The organism is Pseudomonas sp. NMS19W (assembly GCF_051554255.1).
GTDB classification, from domain to species: domain Bacteria; phylum Pseudomonadota; class Gammaproteobacteria; order Pseudomonadales; family Pseudomonadaceae; genus Aquipseudomonas; species Aquipseudomonas kribbensis.
Window position 1 is genome coordinate 2,105,154 of sequence record NZ_CP136718.1, and the last position, 15,598, is coordinate 2,120,751.

Below are 15,598 nucleotides of genomic sequence, written 5' to 3' on the forward strand. Positions count from 1 at the left end.
CTTGCGTACGGCTGATTCACGACAGGTCAGTGGGGCATTTCCCCCAATTTTCCGGGCCTGTCAGGGGAGGCCCAATGCTCAATCCAATCTGCGCAGGACTGCTTGGCTGCATGCTGCTGATCGGCATCGCCGAAGCCGATGTGTTTGTCTCCGTGGACGCCAAGGGCAGCTACGTGCTGTCCAACGTTCACCGCCCCGGACGCACCTACGAACGGGTCATTCACGAGGCGCAAATGCCCGTGGTCAGCCTCGATCAACAACCGCAGTTGATCGCCAATCAGCCTTACGCCGAGCTGGTGTCGGCTGCCGCTGCAGCCAATCACTTGCCCGAAGCGCTGTTGCACGCGGTGATCAACGCCGAGTCGAACTACAACCCCGGCGCGACATCGGCCAAAGGCGCCGGTGGGCTGATGCAACTGATGCCCGACACCGCCCGCGAACTGGGCGTGACCGACGTCTATGACCCCCGCGCCAACATCCAGGGCGGGGCCCGGTATCTGAAGCGCCTGATGACCCTGTTCGATAACGACATCGCCCTCGCCGTGGCGGCCTACAACGCCGGCCCCGACGCGGTGCTCAGCCGTGGCCGGGTGATCCCGCCGTTCGCCGAAACCCAGCGTTATGTGCCCAGCGTCCTGCGTCAGTACCGGCGTTTGCAGGGGCTGGCGGCGGATGCGCCGTTGTAAACCTTCAACCCGGTTTTCCCCACTTTCGGGGCAAATTCGCCGGGTCGGAAAATCGGGGAATCGGGTGGGGAATTTTCCCCGGATTCTCAAGTGGCTTGTGTAACTGACTGAGCGGTAATGAAATTTTTTGTGGCATGCGGATTGCTCCAGCGGGTTTGTCGAGAATCATTCCCTGTGAGCACCCACTACGAGGTTTCCGATCATGGTTGGCATTCACCACGCACCGTCCCTGTTGAACTGGCTGCTGTTGCTGGCCTCGATGCTCAGCGTCGAACTGGCCAGCGCCGCCGTGCGCTGCGAACGTAATCTGGTGGCCAACGTCGTGGCCTTCGATCAGCCGCTGATGTTCAACCGCCTCGGCGCGCAGAACGTCAACGGCATGATGTTCGCCTTGCGTCGCGACGTGGTCGATGACCATGACCGGTCACTGGCCCTGGGCGGTTCGGCGGTGCCGGGCAAAGTGTCGCTGCGCCCGGACAAGCGTCCACGGCCACTGGTGCTGCGCGTGGCCGCGGGGGATTGCCTGACCATCAACCTGCAGAATCTTCTGACGTATCAGGCCAACCCCAATCATCACGCCGAGCCCGAGGGCGAAGCGGAAAACGCCAACATCGGCGAAGCCTTCAAGGCCGACGAACAAGTTGCCGACCGGCATGTCGGTTTCCAGGTCAACGGCCTGCAAGCGGTGAACAGCATCGACGACATCGCCTCGTTTACCGGGCGCAATGCCAACAGTCTGGTCGCCCCCGGTGCCAGCCGTTCCTACTTGTTGTACGCCGAGCGAGAAGGGGCGTTCGATGTCAGCAGTCGGGGCGCGACGTTCGGCGGGGAGGGCGCGGCCGGCAACAATGCCAACGGTCTGTTTGCCCAGGTGGTGGTCGTGCCCAAGGGCGGCCGCACTTACCGCAACACCCTCACCGAAGAAGAAATGCGCCTGGCCAGCACTGGCCGTACTCCCGCCGGACACCCCATCGTCGATTACCAGGCCCGCTATCCGCAGCGCGAGCCGTGGCTGCGCGAAGGCAAGGCCGGCTCGCCGATCATCAGCATGGTCGACGGCAGTGAAATCATCTCCAGCGAAAGCGACGCCATCGTCATGGGCAGCAACCCCGACGGTAGCTTTCCGCCGATCACCTATCCGCTGGAGTCAGTGGGCAAACGCAACCCGGCGCTGCCCAACCGGCTCGAGCCGTTCCGCGATTTCGCCGCGCAGTTCCAGGATGAAACTGCCGTCACCCAGGCGTTCCCGGCGTACTTCGCCGACCCGGTGATGGGCCATGTGCTGGAGCCGACCCGCGATTCCTTCATGATCAACTACGGTGCTGGCGGCATGGGCGCCGAAGTGATTGCCAACCGTCTGGGCGTGGGGCCGATGCACGATTGCCTGTCCTGCGCCTACGAAGAATTCTTCCTCAGCTCGCACACCGTCGGCGACGTGGCGATGCTGGTAGACGTGCCGGCCAACACCGGGCTTGAGAACATCGCCCCGGGCCAGACCCCGCGCGCCGATCAGGTCGGCGTCAAAGCGACGATGGCGCTGTATCCGTCGGAGCCGTCGAACGTCGCCCACAGCTACATCGGTGACTTCGTCAAATTCCGCAACACCCACAACGGGTACGAACACCATATCTTCCACTTGCACGGCCACCAGTGGCTGTTCAACCCCAACGATGACAACTCCGATTATGTCGACGCCCAGGGCATCGGCCCGGGCGCCGGCTACACCTATGAAATCGCCAACGGCGGCTCGGGCAACCGCAACCGAGTGGCCGGCGATGCGATCTACCACTGCCACTTTTATCCGCACTTCGCCCAGGGCATGTGGGCCATGTGGCGGGTGCACGATGTGTTTGAAGAAGGCACCCGACTTGAGGTTTCCGAGCAAGGTGCCGACGGTTTCCACAGCGAGCCTTATGCCCTGCGCAGCGGCAAACCGGCCGCTGGTGCCCGCGCCTTGCCCGATGGCGAAATCATCGCCGGTACGCCCATTCCGGCGGTGGTGCCGCTGCCGGGCAAAGCCATGGCGCCGATGCCCGGCAAAGTCGTCGTGGTGCCGAAAATCGGTGAAACCCTGGTCGCCGGCTACGATGACGAAGAAGAGGGTGACGATGATCACCACGGTAGCAATGCAGGCGGGCAAGCCGTGGGATCGCTGGCCCTGGTGGATCGCAGTGAAGCCAACCGCAACGCCGACGGCAGCCTGAAAAATCCCGGCTATCCGTTCTGGATCGGCGGCATGGAAAGTTCGGTCGGACAACGTCCGCCGACCCCACCGCTGGACATGCTCGACGCCGCCACCGCGCAATCCCTCAAAGCCAGCGGCAAGGCACTGTGGGCCAACCTTGATCCGTTGCAATCCGGCGGCTGGGACGGTGGTTTGCCACGCCATGCACTGGACGGCAAATCCGCCGGCGGCGAAGCGCTCACCGTGACCACGTCGCTGGATTTCTCCAAGGCAGTCACCCGCGCCAAACCGATCTATCTGCCCGAGGAAGGCACCGAAGTCGAACAGGCCGCCATGGCCTTCCACGCGAAGAAAGATCATCCAAGTTTTGCCTTGTTGCCCGGTAATCAAATCGTGGCCAAGGCCTTCCGTACCAACGGCGCTCTGCCGATTGCCGGCGCGCCGTACTACGAACCGTGCATGGACGACCGGCAAAAACGCCTGACCAGCAGCGCCGGCAGCGGTGAATTCAACAGCGGCGAGCGTATCGACGGCATGTCGTTTGTCGGCGCCTCGGCCTTCACCGCCGACCGGCCACGGGTCTACAAAGCCGCCAACATCCAGTTCGACGCGGTGTACAACAAGGTCGGTTATCACTTCCCTCAAGCGCGCATCCTCGCGCTGTGGGAAGACGCCTGGCCGGTGATCACCAAGCAGCGTCCGCCGGAGCCGCTGGTGATGCGCATGAACACCTTCGACTGCGTGCAATACCAGCAAACCAACCTGGTGCCGGCCGTCTACGAGATGGACGACTATCAGGTGCGCACCCCGACCGACGTGATCGGCCAGCACATTCATTTGCCGAAGTGGGACCTGACGGCGGCCGACGGTTCCTCCAACGGCTGGAACTACGAGGACGGTGTGCTTTCCCCCGGCGCCGTGCAGGAGCGCGTGCACGCGATCCGCGAGTTCAACCAGTGCGCCGGCACCGATCCGCGCGACGGCACTCCGGCCTGCCCGAAAGCCAAGGCGCATCCGTTCTTCGGCCAGTACGGGCGAAGTGACTGGATGGGCGCACGCACGGCGATGCAGCGCTGGTTCGTCGACCCGGTGATCAACAGCAAAGGCGTGGATCGCGGCCTGGGCACGATCTTCACCCACGACCACCTCGGCCCATCGACACACCAACAGATCGGCCTCTACGCCACCGTGTTGGCTGAACCGGCCGGGTCCACCTGGTTCCACGCCGAAACCGGCGAGCCTCTGTACAGCGGCGCCCGGCAGGACGGCGGGCCGACGTCGTGGCAAGCGGTGATCAACACCGGCGACCTCGACGGCGACGGTTTGAATGACAGCTTCCGCGAGTTCTTCCTCGAATACAGCGACTTCCAGCACGCCTATGAAGCCGGGGTGTATGTGGGCGCCGGCCCGAATGGCATCCCCAATGCCCAAGCGTTCCCGGCCACGGCCGACAGCTTCCGCTTTGCGATCAACCCGCCGGTGCGCAACAACGCCGGCAACCTGCTCGAAGCAGTAATCGAGGCGCGCGGCGGGATCAAACCCGGCTGCCCGAGCCGGCCATGTCCGCAGGCGATTTCCGTGGATGACCCGGGCATGTTCGTCGTCAACTATCGCAACGAGCCGCTGGGCCTGCGGGTGTTCGACCCGAACAAAGTCGGCCCGGACGGCAAGCGCGGCATGCAGGCCGACGGCCTCGGCGGTGACCTGGCGTACGCCATGCAGAGCCGCACCGACCGCGCCATCCCGGCACTGAACCTGGCGCCGAACCAGATCAGCTCGGCCACCGGGCCTACCGGCGGCACCACACTGTTCCCGCCGCACATCAACAAGGGCGGCGCCGAACCGGGTGATCCGTTCACGCCGATGCTTCGCACCTACACCGGCGACAACGTACGGTTGCGGGTGCATGCCGGCGGCCACGAGGAAGAGCACAACGTCACCCTGCACGGCGTGAAGTGGCTGCAGAGCGGTTCCGGGTTCGGCAACAGCTCCAACTCCGGCTGGCGCGCTTCGCAGATGGTCGGGATCTCCGAGCAGATGGGCTTCATTGCGCCGGTGTCGATGCTGTCGAGTTCGGCTGCGACCACCGGGGATTATCTGTACTCGATGGACGCCTCGATCGAAGGCTACTGGAACGGCATCTGGGGCGTGATGCGCAACTACACCGCGCAACGCAACGACCTGTTCGCGCTGCCGAACAACCCGAAACCCACGGGCATGCGCAACACCGTGGCGTTCGAAGGCAGTTGCCCACGGATCAGCGCCAACCCCAACGGCATTGGCACCCGGCCCACCGTGCAGCGCAATTATGAAATCGTCGCGGCGCTGGCCAACGACATCCTGCGCAACCCGCTGGGGCTGACCATCGGTGACTCGGCCGGGCTCGGCCAGCACGTTGGCGGGCCGTTGAATCCGGCCGGCGGCACGCTGGTGTTCAACTCGCGGCCGGTGAGCATTCCGCAGGTGACGGTGACCGATCCCGAGGATGGCGAAACCATCACCATCGGCGGCCAGAGCGGGCCGATCCATGACCCGACCGCGATCCTGTATGTGCGCAAGGCGGATCTCGATCCGGCCACCGGCAAACTCAAACCCGGCATTCCGGTAGAGCCGCTGGTGCTGCGCGCCGCTGCCGGCGACTGCATCAACATCACCCTGGAAAACCGCCTGCCGAGCGTGATGCCGGACCTCGCGCAGACCGCAATCCTGCAAGGTCTGGTCAAACGTGACCGCAACGGTGGCGACGGCTCGACCACCTTCAACAACAACCTGCTGCGGCCGTCCAGCCATGTCGGACTGCACGCGCAACTGCTGGCCTACGACATCACCAAGTCCGATGGCGTGAACGTCGGCGCCAACCCGATCCAGACCGTGCCACCGCGCGCCGGCAGCACCGGTGCCTACCCGACCCGTACCTATCAGTACTACGCCGGGCATCTGGAGCGCGAAGGCAAACCGGTCACCCAACTGGGGCGCAGCGTCGACAACATCAACGCCACGGCGGTGGAGTTCGGCGGCCTCAACTTCACCCCGGCGGACGTGATCAAACAACCGCAAAAAGGCTTGGGCGGGGCGATGAGCATCCTGCCGGTCGGCGCGACCTGGGTGGATGACGTGCGCAAAGTCAGCGCCACGGTGACGGCGGCGGGGCAGACGGCCTATCGCGACTTTGCGATGGTCTGGCAGCGCGCCCTGAACCTGCGTTGGGCCAACGGCCGGCCAGTAGAAGGCATCGCCTCCGAAGGCATGGGCGTGCCGAACGATCCGAAGGACAACGCCGGCATGGCCATCAACTACAAGGCCGAACCGATGTGGTACCGCTTCGGCCTCGCGCCGGACGCACCGTTCGGTCGCGCCGACGGCCACGGCTACGGCGACGTGCCGAACGCGCACATGGCCTACAGCAACGCGCTGGTCGGCGGCGATCCGCAGACCCCGGTGTTCTACGCCAGACCGGGTCAGCCGTTCCGCACCCACATCCTGATGCCGACCGGTGGCAGCCGTGGCTCGACCTTCCAGCTCGACGGGCATCTGTGGTCGGTCAACCCGTTCCAGTCGGAGAAGAGCGATGTCGGCGGCTACCCGATGAACACCCCCGGCGTGGGTTCGGTGAAGTTCGGCTACAACCCGATGTCGATGTACATCGGCGCCCGGGAGAGCGTGCTGCCGGCGGCGCACTTCAGCTTCATGCTGCCGAGCGCCGGCGGTGCCAACGCGATAGCGGGGGACTACCTGTTCCGCGACAACGCGTCGTTCGGCAACACGGCGGGGTTGTGGGGATTGTTGCGGGTGACCAATGAGGCCGAGCCGGCACCGCCCGCTCAGTAACCGGACGGGGAAGTATTGGCAGGGGAGAGCGACATGAACAGGATCATCAACATCATTGGCGTGTGTCTGCTGACCATCGCAGGTGCGCTGCTCACGCTCGGCGAGCTTGCCCTGGCGCAGACGTTGACCCGCGATGGCGTGTCCATCACGTTTAACCTGCAACCGCTGGCCCACGACGGCAAATTGCGTGAAGGCGAGTTCGCCGACGTGCAGTTCCGGGTCACCGATGGCGCCTCCGGCCAGCCGCTGTCCGGGGTGGCGCCGGGGGCGTGGATCGATCCGGAAACCGTTGCCGCCGATCAAGCCCAGGGCCGCGACAAGAGTTGCAAATCCAGGGTCGGGACGTTCCTCAAATCCAATATTGGCGCGCGGCCGTTGCTCGATCTCAACAGCTATTTCCTGCTGGTGATGAACCGCGATGCCAGCGTTTCGGTGATCGATCCGTCGGTGTCGGTCGGCGGCATCACCAGTACCTTGGCGCGGATCGAACTCAAGCAACCGCCGATGGACTGGGTCACGCCCAGGGACAACAAACGGGTGTTCGTGTCGATGCCGGCGGCAGGGGAAGTGGCGGTGATCGACAGTGAGCAATTCAAAGTGATTGATTCGGTGGCCGCCGGCAGCCAACCGGTGCGGGTCGCGCTGCAACCGGACGAGCGTCTGCTGTGGGTTGGCAACAACGCGGCGAAGGCTGGAGAGTCCGGTGTCACGGTGATCGATGCCCAAAGCCTCAAGCCACTGAAGCATCTGGCGACCGGGCGTGGCCACCACGAAATCGCCTTCAGCAAGGACAGCCGCTCCGCCTTCGTCAGCAACCGCGACGACGGCACGTTGAGCGTCATCGACATCGCCAGCCTGAGCCTCCTGCAACAGATCAAAACCGGTTCCAGCCCGTTGTCGGTGGCGTACTCGCCGCTGTCCGGTGCGGTGTATGTAGCCGATGGCAAGGACGGCACCGTCACGGTGATCGACGCCAACAGTCGCGACGTACGGCGGGTGATCAGGCTGCAACAGGGTCTCGGCCCGATGGGATTCAGCGCCGATGGTCGCTTCGGTGTGGTGTTGAACACGATGGAGAATCGCGCCACGGTCATCGATGCGGCCAACGATTCAGCGATCCATGATCTGGACGTCTCGGCCGAACCCTGGCAAGTGGTGTTCACCAAGGCCTACGCCTACGTGCGCGGGCTGGCGTCGCCGAAGGTCACGATGATCAATCTGGCGTCGCTCGGCGAAGGGCGTCAGCCGATTACTCAAGGCTTCGAAGCCGGGCCGCAGCCGCCACGGCTGGCCGGGGATCTGCCGCTGGCGTCGAGCCTCGCCGTTTCGCGGGACGACAACGCGGTGTTCGTGGTCAACCCGGTGGACAACACCACCTATTTCTACGCCGAAGGCATGAACGCGCCGATGTCCGGTTACCTCAATCGGGGACAGGTGGCGCGTGCGGCCCTGGTCGTCGATCGCAGCCTGCGCGAAGTGTCGCCGGGGCTGTACAGCGCCCGGGTGAAACTGCCGGCGGCGGGGCGTTTCGACGTGGCGTTCCTGCTCAATCAGCCGAACATCATTCATTGCTTCAGCGCCCAGGTGGAATCCGACGGCGCGGCTGAAAAATACGTCGGCCCGCCGCAAGTCGAGTTCCTGCCGGGCAAGACCGCCGTGGCGCTCAACGCCCCGTATGTGGTGCGGTTCCGCATCTTCGAGGGCAAACAGAAGGCGCAGCGCACCGGCGTGAAAGACGTGCAGTTGCGCTACTTCCTCGCGCCGACATCGCGGCCCCGTGAAGTGGCGGCGCTGGAAGTCGCCGACGGTGTGTACGAAGCCCCGCTGACCCTCGACCGCAGCGGCGCCTGGTACCTGCATGTGCGCGCGGCATCGCTGGGCGCCGGTTTCGACGACAAGACCTTTGCCAGTGTCCGGGTGTTGCCCGGCCAGACTCAGTGACGAGGACAACACCATGAACCGATTCGCATCATCCGGCCTGCTGACCCTGTGCCTTTTGGCCGCCGGCATTCATCAGGCCCGGGCACATTCGGCGGATGAACACGCGGGGCACAAGGCGCCGGCCACCAGCACTCAGGAACATACCCAGGTCAAATTCGTCGACGTGCCGCTGCTCGACCAGAACGGCAAGACCGTGCGCCTGGAACAGGATCTGGTGCACAACAAAATCGTCGTCATGAGTTTCATCTACACCAGTTGCACCACGGTCTGCCCGGTGGTCTCGTCGATCATGGGCAAGGTGCAGAAACAGCTGGGTTCGCGGGTCGGCGGCGAAGTGCAACTGGTGTCGATCAGCATCGATCCGCAGCGCGACGACCCGAAACGCCTGCAGGATTACGCCCGCTCTTTCCAGCGCGGGCCGGGCTGGAGCTGGCTGACCGGTTCGCCGCAGTCGATCAACGCCACGCTCAAGGGACTCGGCAGTTTCAGCGGTGACTTCAAGAACCACCAGCCGTTGATCCTCGTCGGTGACGGCAACAGCCGCCACTGGATGCGCTACTACGGTTTCACCGACCCGGCGCTGCTGGCCAAGGAAGTGGAAAAACTCAGCGGCCTGCGCACCCACGCCAGACACACCGCGATTGCCATGGAGCAACAGCCATGAGAATGCTCGACTGGATCTCCCTGACGATCTGTTTCCTGATTCTCGGCAACGTGGCGTTTGCCCACGAAGGCCATGCGCCCGAGGCTCCGGCAACGGTTGCCGCCGCGCCAGCCAAAGGCACCCACGACGCAAAGACCTGGTTCACCGACACGCCCCTGCTTGATCAGCATGGCAACACTCAGCGCTTCTACAGTGACGCCCTGCAAAACCGTGTGGTGCTGCTCAACGTCATGTTCACCAGTTGCAACGACGCCTGTCCGCTGATCACCCGCAAGCTCAAGGAAGTCCGCGAGCTGCTGGGCGACAAGGCCGAAGGCGTCACCTTCATTTCCCTTACCAGTGATCCGCTGCGCGACACGCCGGCGGTGCTCAAGGCTTACACCTTGAAGCAGGGCGCCGATGACCCTCACTGGCTTTTCCTTACCGGCGACAAGGCGCAGATGGACCTGGTGCTCGGTCGCATCGGCCAGATCGTGCCGACGCCGGAGCAGCACTCGACCCAGTTGATCGTCGGCGACGTCGCCAACAAACGCTGGAGCAAGATCCGCCCCGACGCCCCGGCCGCCGCCATTGCCCAGCGCTTGCAGTTGCTGACAATGCCCGTGGCCGGCCGCTGAGTCCGCGCCATGAACCTGCGCCGCGTCCTCGCCCTGATCCTGCTTGCTGGCGTCAGCCTCGGCGCGGCTGCGTTGCCGCTGACCGATGAAGAAAGTGCTGGCAAGCGCCTCTATCGCGAAGGCCTGTCGGCCGGCGGCGAGGCGATCATGGCGCGGGTCGGCGCGGCGGATGTGTTGCTGCCGGCCACGAGTCTGCCGTGCGCCAACTGCCACGGCGCCGACGGCCTTGGCCGGCCCGAGGGCGGAGTGCGGCCGCCGGAGCTGAACTGGTCACGGCTGACCAGCATCCACGGTCAGCAACAGGTCAATGGCCGTAGCTACCCGGCCTACACCGAAAACAGCCTGGCGCGGGTAATTCAGGAGGGGCGTGACCCCGGCAACAATCGGCTCGACCCGAGCATGCCGCGCTTTCTGCTGTCGATGAAGGATCAGCGCAACCTCACCGCGTATCTCAAACGCCTGGCCGACGATCGCGATCCGGGGCTCGATGACCAGACCTTGCACCTGGGCACCTTGCTGCCGAGCCAGGGGCCGCTGGCCGAGGAGGGCGCCACGGTGGCGGCGGTGCTCAACGGCAGCGTGGCGCGGATCAATCAGGCGGGCGGCATTCATGGCCGACAACTGCGTCTGACCGTGGTCGATCCCGGCCCGGACCGCGTCAGCGCCGAGCAGGCCCTGCAACGGCTGATCGACGAGGAAAAGGTCTTTGCGCTGATTGCTCCGCTGGCCCCGGCGCTGGACAACGAACTGGCGCCGCGCCTGGAACAGGCCGGTCTGCCCCTGATCGGGCCGTTGTCCTTGATGGGTTCGGTGCAGGCCAGTGCGCAGATTTTCGAACCGCTGCCGGGATTGCGTGAGCAGTTGATCGCCCTGGCCGATTACGCCGCCGCCAGCCTGAAAGTGCTGCAAGGACCGACGCTGATCGCCTATCCCGACGACCCGAATCAGGTGCAGGCCGCACAGGCGCTGGGGCAATACTTGCAGGGTCACGGCTGGAAAAATGTCCGAATGCAGGCCTACGACCCGGCGGCGGATGCCTTGCCGCTGGGCTCACGCTCAGTGTTTTACCTGGGCAGCGGCAGCGGTTTCAGTCAACTCGCGGCGGGGCTGCAGCATGCGGGGCAGGTGCCGTACCTGTTCGCGACGTCTGGGCAGGTGGCGGGTGATTTGATGCAAGTGCCCGAAGGCTTTTCCCGGCGCGTCTTCCTGGCCTATCCCTTTGTGCCCAGCGACTGGACCCAGGCCGGGCGCATGGCCCTGACCCTGCTGCGCGAACATCAGGGTCTCGGTGCGCAGCATGCGGTGCTGCAAGTCGGCGCCTACGCCTCGATGCTGTTGTTCAGCGAAGCCATGAAGCAGGCCGGGCGCGACGCCAGCCGCGAAAAAATGGTGACGGCCCTCGAAAGCCTGCACGACTTCGACACCGGCCTGACCCCGCGCCTCAGCTTCGGCCCCGGACGACGAGCGGGCCTGAGCGGGGCGCACGTGGTCACCGTGGATTTGCCCGATCAGCGTTTCTATCTGGTCGCGCCCTACAAACCGATTCTCGCGAGCCCCTGAACGGAGGTCTTGATCATGAAGCTCATAAGCGTGTTGTGGCTGCTGGCGTGCTTGTTACCGATGGCGTTCGCCAATCCGGAACCGGTGGCGGCGCGGGTCAACGGCGAGGTGATATCCGAGTTTCGTCTGGAACGGTTTTTCGCCGAATACCTGGAAGACCGGGGTCGCGCCGTCGCGAGCATCCGCAGTCCCAAGGCCTATAAACAGCTGCGTCAGGCCGCGCTGGACACGCTGATCGACAAGGAGCTGCTGTGGCAGGAGGCGCAAAAACGTGGCCTGAAGATTGACGATCAAGCGGTGCAGCAACAGGTCGAGCAGATTCGCGTGGCTATCGGTGGTCGCGACAATTTCCTGCGGCGCTTGCAGGATGCGGGGTTCGACGAGGCCTCGTTCACCAAGTACACCCGTCGCGAACTGGCAGCCCAGCAGATGTTCGCCACGTTGATCCGCGCCAACACCTTGCAGGCCCGGCATCTGCTGGTTCGGGTGGCGCCGGACGCCGATGCCGCCACAGACGCGGCGGCGCGTCTACGCTTGATGCAGATGCGCGCCTCCGTGGTCGAGGGCGCCACGTTCGCCAGCGATGCCGTGCGCTCGCCATTCGGCTGGCATTTGATTTATTTGCCGAACCACTTGGAGGCAGCCGATGTCCCAGAGGTGCAGGGGCTTGCAACAGTCCGGGTACAGCGTGCCCGACAGCAACAGGCCCTGGCTCGTCGCCAGGTGCTCGCGCAATTGCGGGTGCAGAACAGGATCGAACGAATTGACGACGATTGAAGGTTCCCCCCAATAGTGGGGAATGGCTTCGATGCCCATTCAGGTGCTTCCCCGTTTCTGGGGAACGGGGTACCGGGACGAGCGGGCATTGTCATCAAATTCAAGGACATGAAGACATAAATTGACCGGCACTCGGCCTGGCATGAAGTGTGCGTTACCTCTTGTGAGGCGCACTCCAGCAGGTTCGGGCAGTAGATGTGAAGGCCGGATTTGTAGCTGCAAGGAGTTCACCTTGGTTAACAAAGTACTGGTTGTCGAAGACGAACTGCTGCTTGCACAGAACCTTCAGGATTATCTGTCGGCGCAAGGGCTGGACGTCCGGATTGCACATGACGGCGCAGACGGAATCGGCCAGGCCGAGACCTTCGCTCCCGACGTGCTGGTGTTCGATTACCGCTTGCCCGATATGGAAGGGTTCGAGGTGCTCGACGCGGTCCGCCAGAACAGGACGTGTCATTTCGTGCTGATAACGGGTCACCCGACCGCTGAAGTCTGTGAGCGGGCGCGGCAACTGGGGGTCAGTCACATCCTGTTCAAACCGTTTCCCTTGGCGGAACTGGCCCGAGCTGTCTGCGACCTTCTGGGAATCCAGCGCGAAGCGAAACCCGGTGCGAGCCCATCCGAAGGCTTCGTCGAACGACGCCAGAGCAGGACCGAGAGCTTCCCGTTGCAGTTGTACGATGGCAGTTGGGTGCTGGCGGACCGCCGACGAAACCGGTCGGAGGTCATGGCACCGGACGACGATCAAATGCTCACCGGGGAGTAATGGCGCGATAGACGTTCCGGCACTCGCCGAACCCGCCTCCCGCGCCGTCAGGGCCTCACGCCCCGGGTGTTGGAGAGCAAGCCATGGAACGTCTGTCCGTTGTCGTCGATGCGTTGCAGCCTGCGTGTGCCCCGACACGCTTCTCCAGTGAACAACTGGCCCAGGCCCGGGCGCGGGCCGGCACTTGCGGGGAACGGGTGCTCAATGCACTCAACGTCCTTTGCGAACTGGCGCCGATGCCGTTCATTGCCAGCCTCGGCGCCACCCTGCATTACCCGGTGCTCGACACCGACACGCTGTTTCAGGCGACGCCGGTATTCGACCGGGTCACCCTCGCGCAATGCCTCAAACGTGAATTCATCCTGCTGCGGCATAACGATGAAGTCATCGGCGTGTTCGCCGATCCCTTCGATACCGCACGCCTGGCCTGGATCGACGAATGCCTGCACGGCGCGCCGCTGTATCTGGTGCATGCCGACGATCTCAAGGCCTATCTGGCCCGCCACGAAGAAAGTTTCCACGCCGTCGAATCGCTCAACGCCCAGGCCGACGCCGGCAGCGAGGTCGACACCCTGCAAAGCCTGTCGCTGACCAGCATCAGCGAAGACTCCAGCGTGGTGGTGAAACTGGTCAACTCGACCCTCTACGACGCGTTGAAGATGCACGCCAGCGATATCCACCTCGGCACCACCGGCAACGGTCTGGTGATCAAGTACCGGATCGATGGCGTGCTCAACAACATCAGCAAGATCCAGGGCAGCGAGTTCGCCGAGCAGGTGATTTCCCGGGTCAAGGTCATGGCTGAGCTGGACATCGGCGAAAAACGCGTGCCCCAGGACGGTCGCTTCAAGATCGGCATCAGCGGCCGGCAGATCGACTTCCGGGTGTCGATCATGCCGAGCATCTTCGGCGAAGACGCGGTACTGCGGGTGCTCGACAAACAGGACCTGGCCGACAAGGTCTGCGGCGTGCAGTTGCAGGCGCTGGGCTTTGAAGACGAAACCCTGCGCCAACTGCGGCGTCTGGCCGCCGAACCCTACGGCATGGTGCTGGTGACCGGCCCCACCGGCAGCGGCAAGACCACCACGCTGTACGCGATGATCACCGAGATCAACCACGGCGTGGACAAGATCATCACCATCGAAGACCCGGTGGAATATCAGTTGCCGGGCGTGCTGCAAATTCCGGTCAACGAGAAAAAGGGCCTGACCTTCGCCCGTGGCCTGCGCTCGATCCTGCGTCACGACCCGGACAAGATCATGGTCGGCGAGATCCGCGACCCGGACACCGCACAGATCGCCGTGCAATCGGCGCTCACCGGGCACCTCGTGTTCACCACCATCCACGCCAACAATGTGTTCGACGTGATTGGCCGCTTCACCCAAATGGAAATCGACCCCTACAGCCTGGTCTCGGCGCTCAACGCGATTCTCGCCCAGCGCCTGATCCGTCTGGTGTGCAGCCACTGCAGCGCACCGGCCACTCCGAGCGACGAGGAACTGCGTGCTTCCGGCCTCGACCCGCTAAAGGTCGGCCATTACCACTTCGTCCACGGCAAGGGCTGCGGCCACTGCCGGGGCAGCGGCTATCGCGGGCGCACCGCGATTGCCGAGCTGCTGCACCTGGACGACGAGCTGCGGCAGATGATCGTCGAGCGCCAACCCATCACCCGGATCAAAGCCCTGGCCTGTTCCCGTGGTTTGCGTCTGTTGCGCGAATCGGCGCTGGAACTGGTGGAGCACGGTCGGACCACGCTGGAGGAGATCAATCGTGTCACTTTTATCGCGTGATCAATTTGTTGCCGTGCTCGGCGCCAGCGGTGTCGGCCTCGGCCAGCGCCGGGGCAGCGAAACCTTGTGGCTGGGCAGCGTCGGCTACATCGACGAAGGCTTTCACAGTTACGCGGTGGCGCTGGACACCCTCGACCGTCTGCTCGGCGAGCACGCTCGTGCAGGTTCGGAGTTGAGCGTGGTGATCTCCGGGCATTTCAGCCGTTTCTGCCTGGTGCCGTGGAGCGAGCAGATCAGCACGCCCGAGGAACTGCGCGGTTTCGCCCAACTGTGTTTCGAAGACCTGTTCGGCGCACCGACCCAGCCCTGGAGCCTGGTGTTGTCCGCCGAGCCGTCCGGTCACGACCGGATCGCCAGTGCCTTGCCGCAGGATTTGCTGGAGCGCCTGCGCACGCAGGTCACTGGTCGCGGCCTGCGTCTGCGCTCAGTGCAGCCTTACTTGATGAGCGCCTTCAACCGTTTCGACAAAAGCCTCGACGCCGGCGACTTTCTGTTCGTGGTCGCCGAGCCGCAACGCAGCGTGTTGCTGCTGGCCAGGGAAGGGCGCTGGGCATCGGTGCGCTCGGTGGGCGGCAGCGACAGCGATTTGGCGTTGGCCGCGCTGATCGGTCGCGAACGGCAACTGCAAGCCTCCACCAGTGAACGCGCGTTCAACGTTTATCTGCACGCCCCGGCGCGCCTCGATGCACAGCCGGATGTAGCGGGGGTGCACCTGCGCACTCTCGAAGACGACTCGATGACCGTGCGTGACGCCTTGTACGTCATGTCCCGGGCGGTGGCCTGA

At 64.2% G+C, this 15,598-nt stretch carries 10 protein-coding genes; all 10 read left to right on the plus strand.

Annotated features, from left to right (window positions below):
• Positions 1-74 precede the first annotated feature (74 nt).
• The 10 genes from R1A29_RS09525 to R1A29_RS09570 all read left to right on the plus strand — a co-directional run bounded on the left by R1A29_RS09525 (position 75) and on the right by R1A29_RS09570 (position 15,598).
• Complete coding sequence (locus R1A29_RS09525; protein ID WP_438301259.1) at positions 75-686, plus strand: lytic transglycosylase domain-containing protein; 612 nt, start codon at positions 75-77, stop codon at positions 684-686.
• Between the two features lie 202 nt (positions 687-888).
• Positions 889-6,699: a manganese-oxidizing multicopper oxidase MnxG gene (mnxG, locus tag R1A29_RS09530; RefSeq protein ID WP_438301261.1), complete on the plus strand. Its 5,811-nt coding sequence runs from the start codon at positions 889-891 to the stop codon at positions 6,697-6,699.
• Positions 6,700-6,732: 33 nt separating this feature from the next.
• On the plus strand, positions 6,733-8,640 hold the full coding sequence (locus R1A29_RS09535; protein WP_438301262.1) for a cytochrome D1 domain-containing protein: 1,908 nt from the start codon (positions 6,733-6,735) through the stop codon (positions 8,638-8,640).
• 13 nt (positions 8,641-8,653) lie between these two features.
• The gene (locus R1A29_RS09540) at positions 8,654-9,304 is read left to right on the plus strand and encodes an SCO family protein (RefSeq protein ID WP_438301263.1); all 651 of its coding nucleotides are present in this window, start codon (positions 8,654-8,656) and stop codon (positions 9,302-9,304) included.
• Positions 9,301-9,921, plus strand: a complete 621-nt coding sequence (locus R1A29_RS09545) for an SCO family protein (protein WP_438301264.1) — start codon at positions 9,301-9,303, stop codon at positions 9,919-9,921. The genes R1A29_RS09540 and R1A29_RS09545 overlap by 4 nt, the downstream gene beginning before the upstream one ends.
• A 9-nt stretch (positions 9,922-9,930) precedes the next feature.
• Complete coding sequence (locus R1A29_RS09550) at positions 9,931-11,481, plus strand: cytochrome c/ABC transporter substrate-binding protein (protein ID WP_438301265.1); 1,551 nt, start codon at positions 9,931-9,933, stop codon at positions 11,479-11,481.
• Positions 11,482-11,496: 15 nt separating this feature from the next.
• Positions 11,497-12,258 carry a SurA N-terminal domain-containing protein gene (locus R1A29_RS09555; RefSeq protein WP_438301266.1) on the plus strand — a complete coding sequence of 254 codons (762 nt, stop codon included), beginning with the start codon at positions 11,497-11,499 and terminating at the stop codon, positions 12,256-12,258.
• Between the two features lie 232 nt (positions 12,259-12,490).
• Positions 12,491-13,024 carry a response regulator gene (locus tag R1A29_RS09560; RefSeq protein WP_248744534.1) on the plus strand — a complete coding sequence of 178 codons (534 nt, stop codon included), beginning with the start codon at positions 12,491-12,493 and terminating at the stop codon, positions 13,022-13,024.
• An 83-nt stretch (positions 13,025-13,107) separates the two neighbouring features.
• On the plus strand, positions 13,108-14,814 hold the full coding sequence (locus R1A29_RS09565; protein WP_438301267.1) for a GspE/PulE family protein: 1,707 nt from the start codon (positions 13,108-13,110) through the stop codon (positions 14,812-14,814).
• Positions 14,795-15,598, plus strand: a complete 804-nt coding sequence (locus R1A29_RS09570) for a hypothetical protein (RefSeq protein ID WP_438301268.1) — start codon at positions 14,795-14,797, stop codon at positions 15,596-15,598. The genes R1A29_RS09565 and R1A29_RS09570 overlap by 20 nt, the downstream gene beginning before the upstream one ends.